Source organism: Agrococcus versicolor (assembly GCF_039531815.1).
Classification (GTDB): Bacteria; Actinomycetota; Actinomycetes; order Actinomycetales; family Microbacteriaceae; genus Agrococcus; species Agrococcus versicolor.
In genome coordinates, this window is record NZ_BAAAQT010000006.1 from 709,214 (window position 1) to 727,046 (window position 17,833).

17 protein-coding genes are annotated in these 17,833 nt (G+C 73.0%); 12 read left to right on the plus strand and 5 right to left on the minus strand.

The window, feature by feature from the left end:
* The 11 genes from ftsZ to ABD249_RS11775 all read left to right on the plus strand — a co-directional run.
* Positions 1-1,078, plus strand: a 1,078-nt coding sequence (gene ftsZ / locus ABD249_RS11725) for a cell division protein FtsZ (RefSeq protein ID WP_344343736.1), incomplete at its 5' end; no start/stop codon positions are given.
* Between the two features lie 10 nt (positions 1,079-1,088).
* A complete protein-coding gene (locus ABD249_RS11730) occupies positions 1,089-1,760 on the plus strand; it encodes a YggS family pyridoxal phosphate-dependent enzyme (RefSeq protein ID WP_344343738.1) in 672 nt (223 codons plus the stop codon).
* A 25-nt stretch (positions 1,761-1,785) separates the two neighbouring features.
* The gene (locus ABD249_RS11735) at positions 1,786-2,253 is read left to right on the plus strand and encodes a cell division protein SepF (protein WP_344343740.1); all 468 of its coding nucleotides are present in this window, start codon (positions 1,786-1,788) and stop codon (positions 2,251-2,253) included.
* A gap of 1 nt (position 2,254) precedes the next feature.
* Entirely contained in the window at positions 2,255-2,554 is a 300-nt protein-coding gene (locus ABD249_RS11740) for a YggT family protein (RefSeq protein ID WP_344343742.1), read from the plus strand.
* Positions 2,555-2,648: 94 nt separating this feature from the next.
* Positions 2,649-3,287, plus strand: a complete 639-nt coding sequence (locus ABD249_RS11745) for a DivIVA domain-containing protein (protein WP_344343744.1) — start codon at positions 2,649-2,651, stop codon at positions 3,285-3,287.
* The gene (lspA, locus tag ABD249_RS11750; RefSeq protein ID WP_344343747.1) at positions 3,288-3,875 is read left to right on the plus strand and encodes a signal peptidase II; all 588 of its coding nucleotides are present in this window, start codon (positions 3,288-3,290) and stop codon (positions 3,873-3,875) included.
* The gene (locus ABD249_RS11755) at positions 3,875-4,792 is read left to right on the plus strand and encodes an RluA family pseudouridine synthase (RefSeq protein WP_344343749.1); all 918 of its coding nucleotides are present in this window, start codon (positions 3,875-3,877) and stop codon (positions 4,790-4,792) included. Before lspA ends, ABD249_RS11755 begins: the two co-directional genes overlap by 1 nt.
* 69 nt (positions 4,793-4,861) lie before the next feature.
* Positions 4,862-8,362: a DNA polymerase III subunit alpha gene (gene dnaE, locus ABD249_RS11760; protein WP_344343751.1), complete on the plus strand. Its 3,501-nt coding sequence runs from the start codon at positions 4,862-4,864 to the stop codon at positions 8,360-8,362.
* A gap of 56 nt (positions 8,363-8,418) precedes the next feature.
* Positions 8,419-9,702: a histidinol dehydrogenase gene (hisD, locus tag ABD249_RS11765; RefSeq protein ID WP_344343753.1), complete on the plus strand. Its 1,284-nt coding sequence runs from the start codon at positions 8,419-8,421 to the stop codon at positions 9,700-9,702.
* Positions 9,703-10,170 (plus strand): transcriptional regulator NrdR, encoded by a 468-nt coding sequence (nrdR, locus tag ABD249_RS11770; protein ID WP_344343755.1) that lies wholly within the window; start codon positions 9,703-9,705, stop codon positions 10,168-10,170. It abuts the gene before it with no gap.
* Positions 10,167-11,192 carry a quinone-dependent dihydroorotate dehydrogenase gene (locus tag ABD249_RS11775; RefSeq protein ID WP_344343757.1) on the plus strand — a complete coding sequence of 342 codons (1,026 nt, stop codon included), beginning with the start codon at positions 10,167-10,169 and terminating at the stop codon, positions 11,190-11,192. The genes nrdR and ABD249_RS11775 overlap by 4 nt, the downstream gene beginning before the upstream one ends.
* A 68-nt stretch (positions 11,193-11,260) precedes the next feature.
* On the opposite strand, the gene ABD249_RS11780 is transcribed toward ABD249_RS11775, so the two are convergent.
* The 4 genes from ABD249_RS11780 to ku all read right to left on the minus strand — a co-directional run bounded on the left by ABD249_RS11780 (position 11,261) and on the right by ku (position 15,746).
* Complete coding sequence (locus tag ABD249_RS11780; protein WP_344343759.1) at positions 11,261-11,479, minus strand: hypothetical protein; 219 nt, start codon at positions 11,477-11,479, stop codon at positions 11,261-11,263.
* A 70-nt stretch (positions 11,480-11,549) separates the two neighbouring features.
* A complete protein-coding gene (locus tag ABD249_RS11785; protein WP_344343761.1) occupies positions 11,550-12,485 on the minus strand; it encodes a methyltransferase family protein in 936 nt (311 codons plus the stop codon).
* Between the two features lie 56 nt (positions 12,486-12,541).
* Entirely contained in the window at positions 12,542-14,899 is a 2,358-nt protein-coding gene (ligD, locus tag ABD249_RS11790) for a non-homologous end-joining DNA ligase (RefSeq protein ID WP_344343763.1), read from the minus strand.
* A 10-nt stretch (positions 14,900-14,909) separates the two neighbouring features.
* Positions 14,910-15,746, minus strand: a complete 837-nt coding sequence (gene ku, locus ABD249_RS11795; RefSeq protein WP_344343765.1) for a non-homologous end joining protein Ku — start codon at positions 15,744-15,746, stop codon at positions 14,910-14,912.
* 106 nt (positions 15,747-15,852) lie between these two features.
* Between ku and ABD249_RS11800 the strand changes: the two genes are divergently transcribed.
* Positions 15,853-17,352 carry an MFS transporter gene (locus tag ABD249_RS11800; protein ID WP_344343767.1) on the plus strand — a complete coding sequence of 500 codons (1,500 nt, stop codon included), beginning with the start codon at positions 15,853-15,855 and terminating at the stop codon, positions 17,350-17,352.
* Here the strand turns inward: ABD249_RS11800 and ABD249_RS11805 are convergent.
* Positions 17,349-17,822: a DUF6328 family protein gene (locus ABD249_RS11805; RefSeq protein WP_344343769.1), complete on the minus strand. Its 474-nt coding sequence runs from the start codon at positions 17,820-17,822 to the stop codon at positions 17,349-17,351. The genes ABD249_RS11800 and ABD249_RS11805 overlap by 4 nt on opposite strands.
* Positions 17,823-17,833 lie beyond the last annotated feature (11 nt).

A 17,833-nucleotide genomic window follows, 5' to 3' on the forward strand; every position in this document is an offset into this window, starting at 1 on the left:
GTTCATCGCCATCAACACCGACGCGCAGGCGCTGCTGCTGAGCGACGCCGACGTCAAGCTCGACGTGGGCCGCGAGCTCACGAAGGGCCTCGGCGCAGGCGCCGACCCCGAGGTGGGACGCCGCGCGGCCGAGGACCACGCCGAGGAGATCGAGGAGGCCCTCGCCGGCTCCGACATGGTCTTCGTCACCGCGGGCGAGGGCGGCGGCACCGGCACGGGTGGCGCACCCGTCGTCGCGCGGATCGCGAAGAGCCTCGGCGCGCTGACCGTCGGCGTCGTGACGAAGCCGTTCTCGTTCGAGGGCAAGCGCCGCCAGGCGCAGGCCGAGGCGGGCGTCGAGGCGCTCAAGAACGAGGTCGACACGCTCATCGTCGTGCCGAACGACCGCCTGCTCGAGATCTCCGACATGGGCATCTCGATGGTCGAGGCCTTCGAGACCGCCGACCAGGTGCTCCTCGCGGGCGTCCAGGGCATCACCGACCTCATCACGACGCCTGGCCTCATCAACGTCGACTTCGCCGACGTCAAGTCGGTCATGCAGGGTGCGGGCAGCGCCCTCATGGGCATCGGCTCGTCGCGCGGCGCCGACCGCGCCATCAAGGCCGCGGAGCTCGCCGTCGCGAGCCCGCTCCTCGAGGCGAAGATCGACGGTGCGCACGGCGTGCTGCTCTCGATCCAGGCGTCGAGCAACCTCGGCATCCACGAGACCTACGACGCGGCGAAGCTCGTGCAGGAGGCCGTGCACCCCGAGGCCAACATCATCTTCGGCACGGTCATCGACGACACGCTCGGCGACGAGGTGCGCGTCACGGTCATCGCCGCCGGCTTCGACGGCGGCGTGCCGCTCGTGCGCACCGACGACGAGGTGCTCCGCACGACGCCCGCGCGCGACATGGGCCTGGGCGGTGCGGCGGGAGCCGGTGCCGCGGCAGCGGCCGAGGCGCCGGAGGGACAGCCCGCGGGGCGCCACGCCGGCCCGACGCCCGAGGTGCCGCAGCACCTCACGGGACCCGTGCAGCCGCTCTCGGACAGCGACGAGGACGAGGACGAGTTCCTCCCCGACTTCCTGCGCCACTAGGCGAGACCGGATGCGCACGGCAGCCGAGCGGCTCGCAGCCATCCGCGACGAGATCGCGTCGGCGCCCCACGGCGCCGACGCGACGCTCGTCGTCGTCACGAAGTTCCACCCCGCATCCCTCGTCGAGGAGCTGGCCGCCGCAGGCCAGCGCGACATGGGGGAGTCGCGGCACCCCGAGGCGCGCGACAAGGCCGCGGGGCTCGAGGCCCTCGACCTGACGTGGCACTACGTCGGGCAGCTGCAGCGCAAGAAGGCGCGGCAGGTCGCCCGCTACGCCCACGTGCTGCACTCGATCGACTCCGTCGACCTCGTCGACGCGCTCGGCAGCGGCGAGACGCCGCTCGAGATCCCCGTGCGAGACGCGTTCGTGCAGGTCAACCTCACGGACGACCCCGCGCGGGGCGGCGTCGCGCCGGACGCCCTCGAGGCGCTCGCCGAGCACGTCGAGGCGTCGCCGGCCCTGCGCCTGCTGGGCGTCATGGCGATCGCGCCGCTCGACGAGGAGCCCGCATCGGCCTTCGCACGCCTCGCCGGCCACGCCGAGCGCGTGCGGGCGATCGCGCCCGAGGCCAGATGGATGTCGGCCGGCATGTCGCAGGACTGGCGCGTCGCGCTCGAGCACGGCGCGACACACCTGCGGATCGGCACCGCAATCACGGGAGAACGGCCATCCAGTCCGTAGCCTGGATGCAGATCGGGAGGATCGCATGAGCAACGCATTGAAGAAGGCGGCCGTGTACTTCGGCTTCGCCGAAGAGGACGAGCTGACCCAGGAGTCGCCCGCCGTGCGCGCCTCGGAGTCGGAGCAGCGCGACGAGCGCGCCGACCGCCGCGAGCCGCGTCCGGAGCCCAAGCCGCGCGCCGTCGCGCCGCTGCGCCCCGCAGCCCAGCAGGTGGGAGCCATGCACGAGATCCTCACGGTGCACCCGCGCCAGTACAAGGATGCGCAGGAGATCGCCGGCGCCTTCCGCGACGGCACCCCCGTCATCATCAACCTCTCGCAGATGACCGATGGCGACGCACGTCGTCTTATCGACTTCTCCGCAGGTCTCACGCAGGGCCTCCAGGGCCGCATCGAGCGCGTGACGACCAAGGTCTACCTCCTGACGCCCGAGCACATCGCGGTGGCGGGCGGTCGCATGGAGGTCGGCGAGACCGACGCCTTCGCGCACTGACGTGCAGCTCGTCGCCCTCGCCGTCAACGTGGCGGCGAACGTGCTCTTCTACGTGCTGTGGTCGCGCGTCATCCTCGACGTCGTCCGGCAGGTCCGCCGCGACTGGAAGCCCAAGGGCTTCTGGCTCATGGTCTCGGTCACGATCCTCACGCTCACCGACCCGATCCTGCGCGTCGCGCGCCGGATCGTGAAGCCCGTGCGCATCGGCGGTGCGATGCTCGATCTGTCTATGATCGCCGTCATGGCGCTCGTGCTCGTCGTCGTCGTGATCTCGGGCTCGGTCGTGAGCGCGTTGGCCTGAGGCTCCCCGCGCGGCCCGCTAGGCTTGCCGCGCGATTCATCCCCCGGGGCCGCGGACTACAGTGGACTCCGATCCGAAGAGGAAAGGCTGCACGATGGCACTGACGCCGGACGACATCGTCAACAGGACGTTCGAGACCACGCGGTTCCGCGACGGCTACGACCAGGACGAGGTCGACAACTTCCTCGACGAGATCGTCGCGGAGTTCCGTGCGCTGACCACCGAGAAGGAGCGCCTCGAGGCTCGCGTCGCCGAGCTCGAGTCCGGCGCCCCCGCCGCGACCACGGCAGAGGTCGCCCCCGTCGCATCGGCGCCGGCGCCCGAGCCCGAGCCCGTCGTCGAGGCGCCCGCGCCCGCCGCGCAGGCCGCGCCCGAGACGCCCTCCTCGTCCGTCTCGCCCGAGGGCCTCCTCGCCCTCGCGCAGCGCGTGCACGACGAGCACGTGGCCGAGGGCCAGCGCCGCAAGGACGAGCTCGTCGCCCAGGCGGAGACGCAGGCCGCCGAGGTCGAGGAGGCCGCGACGCGGCGTCGTGCCGATCTCGAGAAGGAGTTCGACGCGACGAAGACGCAGCTCGAGCTCGAGAAGGCCGAGCTCGAGACGAAGATCGACGAGCTCAAGACGTTCGAGCGCGACTACCGTCTGCGCCTGCGCGGCTACATCGAGAGCCAGCTCCGCGACCTCGACCGCACGGCGTTCGCGTTCGGCGGCTCGTCCGCGCCCGCGCAGCAGTAGGTGTCCGCCGCGCGCGGCGTCGCCTGGCGCCTCCTCGGGCTGCTGTTCGGCATCGCCGTCGCGGTGTGGGGCGTCGACCTCCTCGTGAAGGAGTGGGTGCTGGCGACGCTGCCCGAGGGACGCCCCGTCCCGGTGCTGGGCGAGGTGCTCCAGTGGCACTTCGTGCGCAACCCGGGTGCGGCGTTCTCGCTCGCATCGGGCATGACGTGGATCTTCACGATCATCGCGTCCGCCGTCGCGATCTTCATCGTCGTGCAGGCGCGCCGCATCCGCTCCCGCGCCTGGGCCATCGTGCTCGGCGCGCTCCTGGGCGGCGTCGTCGGCAACCTCACCGACCGCCTCGTGCGCGAGCCCGGCGGCCTGCAGGGCCACGTCATCGACTTCATCCAGGTGTGGGGCTTCCCCGCGATCTTCAACGTCGCCGACATCTTCGTCGTGTGCTCGATGGCGGGCTTCATCCTGCTCGTGCTGCGCGGCGTGGGGCTCGACGGCGTGCGTCGCACCGACGAGCCGGACGCCCCGACGGCCGGCGACGAGCCCGCCGGCGAGGCCGCGGCCGAGCCGACCGCCGCGCGCCGCGAGGACTGATGGAGGAGCGCTCCCTCCACGTGCCCGACGGGCTGGACGGCCAGCGCGCCGACGCGGGCATCGCGCGCGTGCTCGGCCTGTCGCGCACGGCGGTCGCCGAGGCGATCGAGGCCGGCGGCGTGCGGCAGGACGGCCGCGAGCTCGGCAAGTCCGACCGGCTGCGGGCGGACGCGTGGCTCGAGGTGCGCTGGGAGGCGCGTCGCGAGCCGACGATCGAGCCCATCCCCGTGCCCGACCTGGGCATCGTCCACGACGACGACGACCTCGTCGTCGTCGACAAGCCCGCCGGGGTCGCGGCGCATCCGTCGATGGGCTGGACCGGTCCGACGGTCGTCGGCGCGCTCGCCGCGGCGGGATACCGCATCTCGACGTCGGGCGCCGCCGAGCGGCAGGGCGTCGTGCACCGGCTCGACGCCGGCACGAGCGGCCTCATGGTCGTCGCGAAGAGCGAGCGCGCCTACGCGTCGCTCAAGGCGCAGTTCCACGACCGCGAGGTCGAGAAGGTCTACCACGCGGCGGTGCAGGGGAGGCCCGATCCGCTCCGCGGCACGATCGACGGCCCCATCGGCCGGCACCCCGGCCACGAGTGGCGCTTCGCCGTCGTCTCCTCGGGCAAGCACGCCGTGACGCACTACGAGACCCTCGAGGCCTTCCGCGACGGGAGCCTCGTCGAGGTGCACCTCGAGACGGGCCGCACGCACCAGATCCGCGTGCACATGGCGGCGCAGCGGCATCCGTGCCTCGGCGACGGGATGTACGGCGCCGACCCGACCCTCTCGGCGCGCCTGGGCCTCGAGCGCCAGTGGCTGCACGCCGTGCGCCTCGGGTTCACGCACCCGGGCTCCGGCGAGTGGCTCGAGTCGACGAGCGAGCCGCCCGCCGACCTGCGCCACGCGCTCGAGGTGCTCGAGGGCTGATCCGCGATCGGCGCCGGCATGGCGCTCGGATCGTGTCGCGACGGTGGTCGCTCGTAGCATGGGGGCCCTATGGCCGAGCAGTTCGCGCATCTCCACGTCCACACCGAGTACTCGATGCTCGACGGTGCCGCGCACATCGGCCCGCTCGTCGAGGCGGCGGCCGAGCAGGGCATGCCCGCCATCGCCATGACCGACCACGGCAACGTCTTCGGGGCGTTCGACTTCTGGTCGAAGGCGACCGCCGTGGGCGTCAAGCCCATCATCGGCATGGAGGCGTACGTCACGCCGGGCACGCACCGCGGCGACCGCACGCGCGTGCGCTGGGGCGACGACGCCGGCGGCGACGACGTCTCGGGCGGCGGCTCCTACACGCACATGACGCTGCTGGCGCAGTCGACCGCGGGCATGCACAACCTCTTCCGCATGGCGTCGCTCGCGTCGCTCGAGGGCTTCTACTTCAAGCCTCGTCTCGACCGCGAGCTGCTCGCGCGCTACTCGGACGGCATCATCGCCACGACGGGCTGCGTCGGCGGCGAGGTGCAGACCAAGCTGCGCCTCGGCCAGTACGACGAGGCCAAGCGAGCCGCGGGCGAGCTGCAGGACATCTTCGGCAAGGAGAGCTTCTTCGCCGAGATCATGGATCACGGCATCGACGTCGAGCGCCGCACGATGGGCGACCTGCTGCGCCTCGCGAAGGAGCTCGACCTCCCGCTCGTGGCGACGAACGACCTCCACTACACGCACGCGTCCGACGCGACGGCGCACTCGGCGCTCCTGTGCGTGCAGTCGGGCACGACGCTGCACGACCCGAAGCGCTTCAAGTTCGACGGCGAGGGCTACTACCTCAAGTCGGCCGCCGAGATGCGGCACATCTTCCAGCAGCATCCCGAGGCGTGCGACAACACGCTCCTCATCGCCGAGCGCTGCGACGTGCAGTTCGACACCAAGGCGAACTACATGCCGCGCTTCCCGGTGCCCGAGGGGCACACGGAGGAGTCCTGGTTCCGCGAGGAGGTCGCGACGGGCCTCCTGCGGCGCTACCCGGCCGGCGTGCCCGAGGACGTGCAGCGCCAGGCCGACTACGAGATGGGCGTCATCGCCCAGATGGGCTTCCCCGGCTACTTCCTCGTCGTCGCCGACTTCATCAACTGGGCGAAGGACAACGGCATCCGCGTCGGTCCCGGCCGTGGCTCGGGCGCCGGCTCCATGGCCGCGTACGCCATGCGCATCACCGACCTCGACCCGCTGGCCCACGGCCTCATCTTCGAGCGCTTCCTCAACCCCGACCGCGTCTCGATGCCCGACTTCGACGTCGACTTCGACGATCGTCGCCGCGGCGAGGTCATCCGCTACGTCACCGAGAAGTACGGCACCGAGCGCGTCGCGCAGATCGTCACCTACGGCACGATCAAGTCGAAGCAGGCCCTCAAGGACGCCACGCGCGTGCTCGGGCAGCCGTTCGGCCTCGGCGAGCGCCTCACGAAGGCCATGCCCGCGCCGATCATGGCGAAGGACATCCCGCTGTCGGGCATCACGGATCCGTCGCACCAGCGCTACAAGGAGGCGGCGGACTTCCGCGCCATCCTCGACGCCGACCCCGACGCGCGCACCGTCTACGACACGGCGCTCGGGCTCGAGAACCTCAAGCGCCAGTGGGGCGTGCACGCCGCGGGCGTCATCATGTCGTCCGACCCGCTCATGGACATCATCCCGATCATGAAGCGGGAGCAGGACGGCCAGATCGTCACGCAGTTCGACTACCCCACCTGCGAGGCCCTCGGCCTCATCAAGATGGACTTCCTCGGGCTGCGCAACCTCACGATCATCTCCGACGCGCTCGACAACATCGTGTCGAACCGTGGCGAAACCATCGACCTCGACCTGCTGCCGCTCGACGACCGCGGCGCCTACGAGCTGCTCACGCGCGGCGACTCGCTCGGCGTCTTCCAGCTCGACGGCGGGCCGCTGCGCTCGCTCATGCGCCTCATGCGCCCCGACTCCTTCGAGGACATCTCGGCGCTCATCGCGCTCTACCGCCCCGGCCCCATGGGCGCGAACTCGCACACGAACTACGCGCTGCGCAAGAACGGCGCGCAGCCGATCACGCCGATCCACCCCGAGCTCGAGGAGCCGCTCGCCGAGATCCTCGAGGAGTCGTACGGCCTCATCATCTACCAGGAGCAGGTGATGGCGATCGCGCAGAAGGTCGCCGGCTTCACGCTCGGCGAGGCCGACATCCTCCGCCGCGCGATGGGCAAGAAGAAGAAGTCCGAGCTCGACAAGCAGTTCGCCGGGTTCTCGCAGGGCATGCAGGACCGCGGCTACTCGATGTCCGCGGTCGAGAAGCTGTGGGAGATCCTCCTGCCGTTCTCCGACTACGCCTTCAACAAGGCGCACTCGGCCGCCTACGGCGTCATCTCCTACTGGACGGCCTACCTCAAGGCGCACTACGCGCCGGAGTACATGGCCGCGCTGCTCACGAGCGTCGGCGACTCCAAGGACAAGATGGCGATCTACCTGTCGGAGTGCCGCCGCATGGGCATCACGGTGCTGCCGCCGGACGTCAACACGTCCTCGCTGCGCTTCACGGCCGTCGGCGGCGACATCCGCTTCGGGCTCGGCGCGGTGCGCAACGTCGGCGCGAACGTCGTCGACCAGCTCGTCGCCGCCCGCGAGGTCGAGGGATCCGCGACGACGTTCCACGACTTCCTCAAGAAGATGCCCCTCGGCGTCGTCTCGAAGCGCGTCGTCGAGTCGCTCATCAAGGCAGGCGGGTTCGACTCGCTCGGCGCGACGCGGCGCGCGATGCTCGAGGTGCACGAGCAGGCCGTCGAGGACGCGGCGAACACGAAGCGCCGCGAGGCGAACGGGCAGGTCGACCTCTTCGGCGACCTCTTCGACGTCGAGGAGCAGGCCGAGCAGGTGCCCGACCGGCCCGAGTGGGCCAAGCGCGACAAGCTCGCCTTCGAGCGCGAGATGCTCGGCCTCTACGTCTCCGACCATCCCCTCGCCGGCCTCGACCTCGAGCTCGCGAAGCACGCGAGCCATCAGATCCAGTCGCTCGTCGACGACTGCGAGGACGGCGACACCGTCACGGTCGCGGGGCTCATCACCACGGCGCAGCATCGCGTCGCGAGGCAGTCCGGCAACCCGTACGGCATCCTCACGATCGAGGACTTCGGCGGCGAGGTCGACGTCATGGTGCTCGGGAAGACGTACACGGCGTTCCAGCACGAGCTGCAGGCCGACCGCATCGCGGTCGTGAAGGGTCGCTTCCGCACGCGCGACGAGGGCTTCACCCTGCACGCCAACCACGTCGAGTTCCCGGACGTCATGCCGGTCGACGAGACGAAGCCCCTCGAGCTGCGCCTCATGGAGCGGCGCGCGACGCTCGCGACGACGCGCGACCTCAAGGCCGTGCTCGAGCGGCATGCGGGCCCGACCGACGTGCGCCTGCGGCTCGAGCGGCCGGGCGCGGCGCGCGTGTTCCGCCTCCAGCACCAGGTGCAGATCTCGTCGGCGCTCTTCGGCGAGCTCAAGAGCCTGCTCGGGCCCGCCGCGCTCGTGTGACCGCTCGGGCGGCGACGGCGTCCCGGCACGTGCGCGCGGCGCAATACCCTGGAGGCATGCTGCGACGACTCGACCTGTCCGCGCGCGCCGACGTCCCCGAGCTGCCTCGCGCGGCCAACGACGTCGACCGGGCGCTCGAGGCGGCCCGCACGCTCGTCGAGGCGGTGCGCGTCGAGGGCGCCGAGGCGCTGCTCGACCAGGCCGAGCGCTTCGACCGCGTGCGTCCGGCCGCGCTGCGCGTCCCGCAGGCCGCGCTCGACGCCGCGCTCGCGGGCCTCGCCCCCGCGGTCCGCACCGCGCTCGAGACCGCGATCGCCCGCGTGCGGCTCGCGACGGCGGCGCAGGTGCCGCCGGCGGTCACGACGACCCTCGCGCCGGGTGCCGTCGTGGAGCAGCGCTGGATGCCGGTGGCGCGCGCGGGCGTGTACGTGCCCGGCGGCAAGGCCGTCTATCCCTCGAGCGTCGTCATGAACGTCGTCGCCGCGCAGGTCGCGGGCGTCGAGCGCATCGTGGTCGCCTCCCCGCCGCAGGCGGACCACGGCGGCCTCCCGCACCCGACGATCCTCGCCGCCGCGGCGCTCCTCGGCATCGACGAGGTGCTCGCCGCCGGCGGCGCGGGCGCCATCGGCGCGCTCGCGTACGGCGTGCCGGGCGTCGTCGACGCCGTCGACGTCGTCACGGGCCCCGGCAACGTGTTCGTCGCCGCCGCGAAGCGCGTCGTCGCCGGCCACGTGCGCGTCGACTCCGAGGCGGGACCGACCGAGATCCTCGTGATCGCCGATGCCACGGCCGACGCCGACCTCGTCGCGGCCGACCTCGTGAGCCAGGCGGAGCACGACGAGCTCGCCGCCGCGGTGCTCGTCACCGACTCCGTCGCGCTCGCCGATGCCGTCGACGTCGCGCTCGAGGCGCGCGTCGCCGCGACGCCGCACGCCGAGCGCGTGCGCGTGTCGCTCGCCGCCGAGCAGTCGGCCGCGATCATCGTCGCCGACCTCGACCACGCGATCGCCGTGTCCGACGCGTACGCGCCCGAGCACCTCGAGATCATGACGGCCGACGACGACGCCGTCGTCGCGCGCATCCGCAACGCGGGCGCGATCTTCGTCGGGCCCGCGACCCCCGTGAGCCTCGGCGACTACGCCGCCGGCTCCAACCACGTGCTGCCGACCGGCGGCCAGGCCGCGCGCGTCTCGGGCCTCGGGGCCCAGACGTTCCTGCGCCCGCAGCAGGTCGTGCGCTACGACCTCGAGGGCCTGCGCGGCATCGCGGACGCCGTGGTGGCGCTCGCCGAGAGCGAGGACCTCCCCGCCCACGCCGAGGCGATCCGAGCGAGGCTCTAGATGCACTGCCCGTTCTGCCGGCACCCGGACTCGCGCGTCGTCGACACGCGATCGTCGGACGACGGCCTCACGATCCGCCGCCGCAGGCAGTGCCCGCGCTGCGACCGCCGCTTCACGACGACCGAGACGGCGAGCCTCCTCGTCGTGAAGCGCTCGGGTGTCGTCGAGCCGTTCAGCCGCGACAAGGTCATCGAGGGCGTGCGGAAGGCGTGCCAGGGTCGGCCGGTGACGGACGCCGACCTCGCGACGGTCGCGCAGAGCGTCGAGGAGGCCATCCGCGCCACGGGCGTGAGCCAGGTCGACGCGAACGACATCGGGCTGTCGGTGCTGCCGCCGCTGCGCGAGCTCGACGAGGTCGCCTACCTGCGGTTCGCGAGCGTCTACCAGGCGTTCGAGTCGCTCGAGGACTTCGAGTCGGCCATCGACGGCCTGCGACGCGACCACGACGGCACGCAGGTGCAGGCGTGAGCGGCCTCTACGCGCCGCTGTACCGGCACGTGCTCGCCCGCATCGACGCCGAGCGCGCGCATCACCTCGGCGCGGCCGTCGTGCGAGCCGCGGGGATGCTGCGTCCGGGGGTGCGGGCCGACGCGAGCCTGCGCGTGCGGACGCTCGGCCGTGAGTTCCCCACGCCGTTCGGCCTCGCCGCGGGCTTCGACAAGGACGCCTCGATGATCGTCGGCCTCGGCGCGCTCGGGTTCGGCCACGTCGAGGTCGGCACCATCACGGCCGTGCCGCAGCCGGGCAACGACCGGCCGCGACTGTTCCGGCTGCTCGCCGACCGCGCGCTCGTGAACCGCATGGGCTTCAACAACCAGGGTGCGGCCGGGGCCGCCGAGCGCATCCGCGCCGCACGCGCCGCCCGATCGCGGCCGGTGATCGGCGTCAACATCGGCAAGAGCCGCGTCGTCGACGTCGACGACGCCATCGACGACTACCTCGTCTCGACGCGGCTCCTCGCGCCCGTCGCCGACTACCTCGCCGTCAACGTGTCGTCGCCGAACACGCCCGGCCTGCGCGGCCTGCAGGACGAGGAGCGGCTCGCACCGCTGCTCGAGGCCGTGCGCGACGCCGCCGGCACGACGCCGGTGCTCGTGAAGATCGCCCCCGACCTCGACGACGCGGCGATCGCGGGCGTCGCGGCGCTCGTGCAGCGCCTGGGCCTCGCGGGCGTCATCGCGACGAACACGACGATCGCGCGCGACGGGCTCGCGTCCGATGCGGCGCTCGTGGAGCGCGCCGGCGCCGGCGGGCTCTCCGGGGCGCCGCTCGCTGCGCGTTCGCTCGAGGTGCTGCGCATCCTGCGCGGCGTGCTGCCCGCCGACGTGTGCGTCGTCTCCGTCGGCGGCGTCACGACGGCGGCCGACGTCGCCGAGCGCCTCTCGGCCGGCGCGACGCTCGTGCAGGGCTACTCGGCGTTCGTGTACGAGGGGCCGGGCTGGGCCGCGCGCATCAACCGCGAGCTGCCGGCGCTCCTCGCCGCGCGCTGACGTCCGGGCGGTCGACGCACGAGCGGCCGCCGCCCGAGGGCGACGGCCGCGATCGGCGCTCGAGGCCGCTAGCGCTCGACGTCCGTGTTCGACGCCGTGTCGTGGCCCGGCTGCTCGTCCCGCATGTCGGGCCCCCCGTCGCCGACGGGTCGTGCCTCGTCCTCCGCGACGACCGGCCGCTCGTGCGTCACGGGATCGTCCTCGATCCACTCGGTGTCGGGCAGCGGGGAGGCGCTCTGCGGCCCCTGCACCAGCCGGCCCATCTCGTCGACGAACTTCTCGCTCATGGCATGTGTCCCTTCCGCGTCGCACGCTACGCCGGGTCGCCGCCGGACGGAAGGGCGTGGCGCGGACGCCTCATGCCGTGGGCGTGCGCGGCACCCAGCAGCGCACGCGGTCGCGATAGTCGGCGAACGCGTCGCCGAAGCGCGCGAGCAGGTCGGCCTCCTCCTCGGGCCGGATGACGTGGTTCCAGACGAGCGAGCCGGCGGCCGCCCATGCGACGACCATCCACGAGCCGATGGCGAGCCCGACGGCCACCCCCTGCGCGAGTCCCGAGATCGCCATCGGGTTCCGCACCCAGCGATACGGGCCGGCGACCACGAGGCGGCGCGTCTGGGCCGAGGGCAGCGGCGTGCCCTCGCCGAGGGTCGAGAGCGCACGCGCCGACGCGATGCCGAGGGCGCTCGCGGCGAGGAGGAGGACGACGCCGAGCGCCTGGACGATGGGCGGCGCGTCGAGCCGCAGCCGCCACCGCAGCTCGACGAGCGCGATGATCGCAGGGGCGACGACGAGCGCGCTGCCCCAGAACACGACGATCTGACGCGCGGTGCGGGCGACGTGCGTGCGGGTGGTGCCGAGCGGAGCGAGCGCGAAGGCGAACGGGCCGCGCGTCACGAGCCCGCCGGGGATGCGGCCGAGCACCAGGAGCAGGCAGGCGGCCACGCTCGCCGCCGCGGCCGCGAGCATGAGCACGGCGCCGAGGCCGGCGAGCTGCGTCACGGTGGCGTAGCCGGCCATGCCGACGGCGACGAGGCACGTCCATGCGGTCGCGAGCCACGCCGCCCATCGGACGCCGGCGGCGGCGATGGCGGAGGCGAGGACGAACAGCGGCACGTCGAACGCGGCGACGGCGGCCGCAGGCAGCGTGCCGAGCGTCGCGTCCTGCACGGCGGGGGAGACCAGCACGCCGATCCACCAGGCGGCTCCGGCGAGCGCCTGCACGCCGAACCATGCCCGCCCGAGCGCACGGCCACGCTGCGCCGACGCGGTCGAGGCCCGGCGGTCGCGCATGCGAGCGAGCGTAGGCCACGCGCATCCGAGGCCGGGCGCGGCAGGCCGGGCGCGCATCAGCGCGGAGGCAGCGGCTCGAGGTCGTCGAGGGACTTGTCGGCGCGCAGGCCGCGCCAGACCGGCTGGCGGAACGACCCAGCCTCCGTGACGCCCGTGAAGCGCACCTCGCCGACGGCGGCGCGCATCCACGTCATGGCGCGGGTGACGTCGGCCGGCACGTCGGCGACGGCGCGCGACGCGCGCGTCAGGTCGGGCAGCCGCTCGCGGATGACGGCGCGGTCGCGGGCGGAGAACCCCGTGCCGACGCGGCCGGCGTAGCGGAGCCCGCCGCCGTCCGGCGTCGGCGCCGCGAGGACGAGCGACCCGAACGTGCGTCCCGACGATCCCGTGCCGGGCAGCCAGCCGACGACGGCGACCTCGTGCGTGCGCACGTGGACGACCTTCCGCCAGTCGTCGCTGCGCGCGCCCGGCTGGTACGTGCTTCGCAGGCGCTTCGCGACGAGCCCCTCGATGCCGAGGCGTTGCGAGGCCTCGACGATCGCCGACGTGCTGCCGACGAGCTGCTCGGTGATCGCGACGCGGTCCGAGGGCACGACGACGCGCTCGAGCTCCTCGCGGCGCTCGGCGAGCGGGAGGCGCAGCAGCGAGCGGCCGTCGACCTCGAGCGCGTCGAACAGCACGAGCGTCACCGGCTCGCCGCGATCCACGGCCCTGCCGCGCCGCCGCGGATCGCCGAGCCGGCCCTGCAGCGACGCGAAGTCGCCGCCGCCGGCGCCCGCGACGAGCTCGCCGTCGAGCACGGCGCGCTCGGCCGTCACCGCCTGCCGGATGGGGTCGCGCAGCTCGCCGAAGCCCTCCGTGAGCGACTGCCCGCTGCGGGAGCGCAGGCGCACGTCGTCGCCGTCGACGACGACGATCGCGCGCCAGCCGTCCCACTTCGGCTCGAACACCCAGCCGTCGCCGACGTCGGCGAGCGTCGCGGTCGACGCGAGCATGGGGTCGAGGCTCCTCGGTGCGGTGGCGGCGCCGCGCGAGCGCTGCGACCGCTCGGCCGGGGCGCTGGGCAGGCGCATGCGATGGCACAGCCACTGGTCGCCGTCGGTCTGCACGAGGGCGATGCGCACGGGCGCGCCGCCGAGGCCGCCGTCGGGACGCCCGTGGAGGGTCACGGCCCGCAGCGCGGGATCCCAGTCCTTCACGGTGTAGTCGCCCGCATCCCAGATGCGGATCTCGCCGGCGCCGTACTCGCCCTTGGGGATGACGCCCTCGAAGCGGCCGTACTCGAGCGGATGGTCCTCGGTGCGGACCGCGAGGCGATCCTTCTCGCCGGAGGTGGGGATGCCCTTGGGGATCGCCCACGACAGCAGCACGCCGTCGTGCTCGAGCCGCAGGTCCCAGTGGAGGCTCGACGCGTGGTGCTCGTGGATGACGAACGAGCGTCCGTACGTCGGCTGCGGCGCCTCGTCGGGGACGGGCTCGGGCGTGCGGTCGGCCGCGCGCTTCTGCCGGTACACCGCGAGCCGGTCGACCATCGGCGGCGGGGCGAGGGGCGCGAGCAGGTCGCCGTCGCGCGCGACGCGTGCGAGGACCTCCTCGTACGTGAGCTGCGCGAGCCCGTCCGACTCGATCTCCCGCCAGGTCCGCGGCGCGGCGACCGTCGGGGTCGGGCGTCCGCGCAGCGAGTACGGGGCGACGGTCGTCTTCGCGCCGGAGTTCTGGCTCCAGTCGACGAGCACCTTGCCGACGCGGCTCGTCTTGCGCTGCGACGACACGACGAGGTCCGGGTGCAGCTCCTCGAGCGAGACGGCGATGGCCTTCGCGAGCGCCGAGGCCCTCGTCGCGTCGAGCCCGTCGATCCGGGCGTAGAGGTGGATGCCCTTCGATCCGCTCGTGACCGGCAGGGGGCGCAGGCCCATGTCGACGAGCAGCTCGCGCGCCCGCAGCGCGACCTCCTGGCACTCGGGCAGGCCCGCGCCCTCGCCGGGGTCGAGGTCGAGCACGAGGCGATCGGGGTCGCGGCGCGCGCCGTCGGGCCCGAATCGCCACTGCGGCACGTGCAGCTCGAGGGATGCCATCTGGGCGAGCCATGCGAGCGTCGCCGCGTCCTCGACGAGCGGGTACTCCTTCGGCCCATCCTTGTGCTCGATGGGACGGTGGGGGATCCAGGACGGCGCGCCCTGCTCGAGCGCCTTGACGAAGAAGACCTCGCCGGGGTCGTCGGCCGTGCCGACGCCGTGCACCCAGCGCTTGCGCGTCACGGGCCGGTCGCGCACGTGGGGGAGCATCGCGGGCGCGACCTCCTGCAGGTACGCCATGACGTCGGCCTTCGTCGTGCCGGCGTCGGGGTAGAGCACCTTGTCGAGGTTCGACACCCCCAGCATGCGGCCGCCGACGCGGACGCTCTGCTCGGCCATCGTCGCGCCCCTAGGCGGACTTCGAGCGCGTGGCGCCGGAGTCCTTGGCCTTGGCGTCCTTGGCCTTGGCGCCCTTGCGACGCTCGACGGAGCGCTGGAGCGCCTCCATGAGGTCGAGCACCTCGGCCTCCTCGGCCTCCTCGCCGAACGTGGCGGCGGTGTCGATCGCGTCGCCCTGCTCGAGCCTCGCCTGCACGAGCTGGCGCAGCTGCACCTGGTACTCGTCCTCGTACTCCTCGGGCGCGAAGTCGCCCGAGAGCTCCTTGACGATCGCCTTCGCGAGATCGAGCTCCTTCGCCTGGATGCGCGGCCGCTCGTCGAGGCTCGAGAACTCCGCGGCGCGGATCTCGTCGTCCCACAGCATCGTCTGCACCATGAGCACGTCGTCGTGCACGCGCAGCACCGCGAGGCGCGACCGCTGCCGGATCGAGATGCGCACGATCGCGGTGCGGGCCGTCTCGTCGAGCACGCGCCGCAGCAGCGTGTACGCCTTGAGCGCCGATCCCGTCGGCTCGAGGTAGTACGACTTCTCGAGGCGGATGGGGTCGATCTGCTTCGAGGGCACGAACTGCACGACCTCGATCTCGCGGCTGCGCTCGACCGGGAGGGACCTCAGGTCCTCGTCGCGGAGCACGACGGTCTTGCCGTCCTCCTCGTACGCCTTGTCGATGTGCTCGTACGCGACGACCTCGCCGCACACCTCGCACTTGCGCTGGTACCGGATCCGACCGCCGTCCGCGTCGTGCACCTGATGCAGGCGCACGTCATGGGTCTCGGTCGCCGAGTACAGCTTGACCGGTACGTTCACGAGCCCGAACGCGATCGAGCCCTTCCACATCGCCCGCATGTGCCCACTCTGGCCCGTGCGCCAACCTTCGACAAGGCCTTGAGATCGGATCGCGACCCGCCGACGGCGCGGAATGCCGCGGACGCAGGCGGGGTTCGCCCTCGTGATGAGCTCTCCCAGCGCTGCGCCCTCGGCCGTCGGCCTCCGCTCCGAGCGCGGCCCGCTGCTGCTGGCGATGATGCTCTCGACGGGGCTCGTCGCGATCGACGCGACGATCCTGTCGACCGCGGTGCCGACGATCGTCGACGACCTCGGCGGGTTCGCGTCCTTCCCCTGGCTCTTCTCCATCTACCTGCTGGCGTCGTCGGTCACGACGCCCATCTACGCGAAGCTCGCCGACACCATCGGCCGCAAGCCCGTCATGCTCTTCGGCATCGCCGCGTTCCTCGTCGGCTCGCTGCTGTGCGGCGTCGCCTGGGACATGCCCTCGCTCATCGCCTTCCGCTTCGTGCAGGGCATCGGCGCCGGCGCGATCCTGCCGGTGTCGATGACGATCGTCGGCGACGTCTACTCGCTCGAGGAGCGCTCGCGCGTGCAGGGCTACCTCGCGAGCGTCTGGGCGATCTCCGCCGTCGTCGGTCCGACGCTCGGCGGCATCTTCGCGCAGCTCGACGCCTGGCGATGGATCTTCCTCGTCAACGTGCCGCTGTGCCTCCTCGCGGCCTGGCTCGTCGTCACGCGCTTCCGGGAGCGCGTCGAGCGCACCCGGCATCGGCTCGACTGGCCGGGCGCCCTGCTGCTGACGGCGTCGCTGTCGCTGCTGATCCTCGGCGTGCTCGAGGGCGGCCGCGCGTGGGCGTGGGCGTCGCCCATCTCGATCGCCATCCTCGGCGTCGGCGCCGCGCTGCTCGCGGCGTTCGTCCTCGTCGAGCGGCGTGCGGCGGAGCCCATCCTGCCGCCGCTGCTGCTCACGCGCCGGCTGCTGCGCGTCACGGCCCTCATGGGGCTCGCGATCGGCGGCGGCCTCATCGGGCTGACGGCGTACGTGCCGACCTACCTCGAGGGATCCATCGGGCTCGCGCCCATCTGGGCGGGCCTCGCGCTCGCGACGCTCACGATCGGCTGGCCCATCGCCGCGTCGCTGTCCGGCCGCCTGTACCTGCGCATCGGCTTCCGGTCGACGACGATCATCGGCGGCGTCATCCTCGTCGTCGGCGCGGGCGGGCTCGCGGCGCTCGCCGGCATCCCCTCGCCCTTCATCGTCGGAGCCCTGTGCCTGCTCGTGGGGCTCGGGTTCGGCTTCACCGCCGTGCCGAGCGTCGTCGCGGCGCAGGCGAGCGTCGACTGGTCCGAGCGCGGCGTCGTCACCGGCGCGCAGATGTTCTCGCGCTCGATCGGCCAGGCCATCGGGGCCGCAGTCCTCGGCGCGCTCGCGAACGCGACGGTCGACGCGGCGGGCGGCGACGCGACCGACCCGGCCACGATCGTCTCGGCCTCGCAGGTCGTCTTCGTCGGCACGGCGGTGCTGTCGGTGCTCGTCCTCGTCGCGGCGCTCGCGATGCCCCGCGATCGCGGTGCCCACGCGGCCTCCGACGCGTCGTCGGCCGTCGCGGGCGCGCCGCGTGCGACGGCGGTCGACCCGGCGCCCGCGGCCGACGGCGCCTAGTCGCCCGACCGCGCCCGCGCGCCGAGGCCGAGCGCCCACATGCCGCTCGCGACGACCGCGGCGACGATCGCCGCGACGAGCCCGGCGATGCCGCCGGCGACGAACTCGAAGACGAACGCCGCGACGCCGATGACGAGCAGCGTCACCACGACGAGCGTCGCGAGCAGCAGCCGATCGCCCAGCAGCACCGTGGCGGCCTTCACCCGCCTGCCGAACAGCAGCCGATGGACCGCGACGGGTGCGAGGCCGAGCAGCGTCGCGAGCGCGGCGAGGCCGACGAGCACGAGGTAGTGCACGACGAGCTCGTCGGTGAGGTCCTCGAAGCGCGACTGGAACGCGACGGCGAGCAGGAAGCCCGAGATGAGCTGCGTGCCGGTGAGCGCGACCCGCAGCTCCTGCAGGATGTCCTGCCAGTTGCGGTCGAGCCGCTCGTTCGTCGACTCCCGCCGGCCGTCGCTCTCGTCGTGCATGCGCCCATCCT

Excerpts from the sequence above, each read along its gene's own strand:
- hisD (WP_344343753.1), top strand. The coding sequence starts at position 8,419 with ATGCTGCGACGACTCGACCTGTCCGCGCGCGCCGACGTCCCCGAGCTG.
- ABD249_RS11785 (WP_344343761.1), bottom strand. The coding sequence starts at position 12,485 with ATGCGCGACCGCCGGGCCTCGACCGCGTCGGCGCAGCGTGGCCGTGCG.
- ligD (WP_344343763.1), bottom strand. The coding sequence starts at position 14,899 with ATGGCCGAGCAGAGCGTCCGCGTCGGCGGCCGCATGCTGGGGGTGTCG.
- nrdR (WP_344343755.1), top strand. The coding sequence starts at position 9,703 with ATGCACTGCCCGTTCTGCCGGCACCCGGACTCGCGCGTCGTCGACACG.
- ABD249_RS11780 (WP_344343759.1), bottom strand. The coding sequence starts at position 11,479 with ATGAGCGAGAAGTTCGTCGACGAGATGGGCCGGCTGGTGCAGGGGCCG.
- ABD249_RS11730 (WP_344343738.1), top strand. The coding sequence starts at position 1,089 with ATGCGCACGGCAGCCGAGCGGCTCGCAGCCATCCGCGACGAGATCGCG.
- ABD249_RS11745 (WP_344343744.1), top strand. The coding sequence starts at position 2,649 with ATGGCACTGACGCCGGACGACATCGTCAACAGGACGTTCGAGACCACG.
- dnaE (WP_344343751.1), top strand. The coding sequence starts at position 4,862 with ATGGCCGAGCAGTTCGCGCATCTCCACGTCCACACCGAGTACTCGATG.
- ABD249_RS11735 (WP_344343740.1), top strand. The coding sequence starts at position 1,786 with ATGAGCAACGCATTGAAGAAGGCGGCCGTGTACTTCGGCTTCGCCGAA.
- ABD249_RS11805 (WP_344343769.1), bottom strand. The coding sequence starts at position 17,822 with ATGCACGACGAGAGCGACGGCCGGCGGGAGTCGACGAACGAGCGGCTC.
- ABD249_RS11800 (WP_344343767.1), top strand. The coding sequence starts at position 15,853 with ATGAGCTCTCCCAGCGCTGCGCCCTCGGCCGTCGGCCTCCGCTCCGAG.
- ABD249_RS11755 (WP_344343749.1), top strand. The coding sequence starts at position 3,875 with ATGGAGGAGCGCTCCCTCCACGTGCCCGACGGGCTGGACGGCCAGCGC.
- ku (WP_344343765.1), bottom strand. The coding sequence starts at position 15,746 with ATGCGGGCGATGTGGAAGGGCTCGATCGCGTTCGGGCTCGTGAACGTA.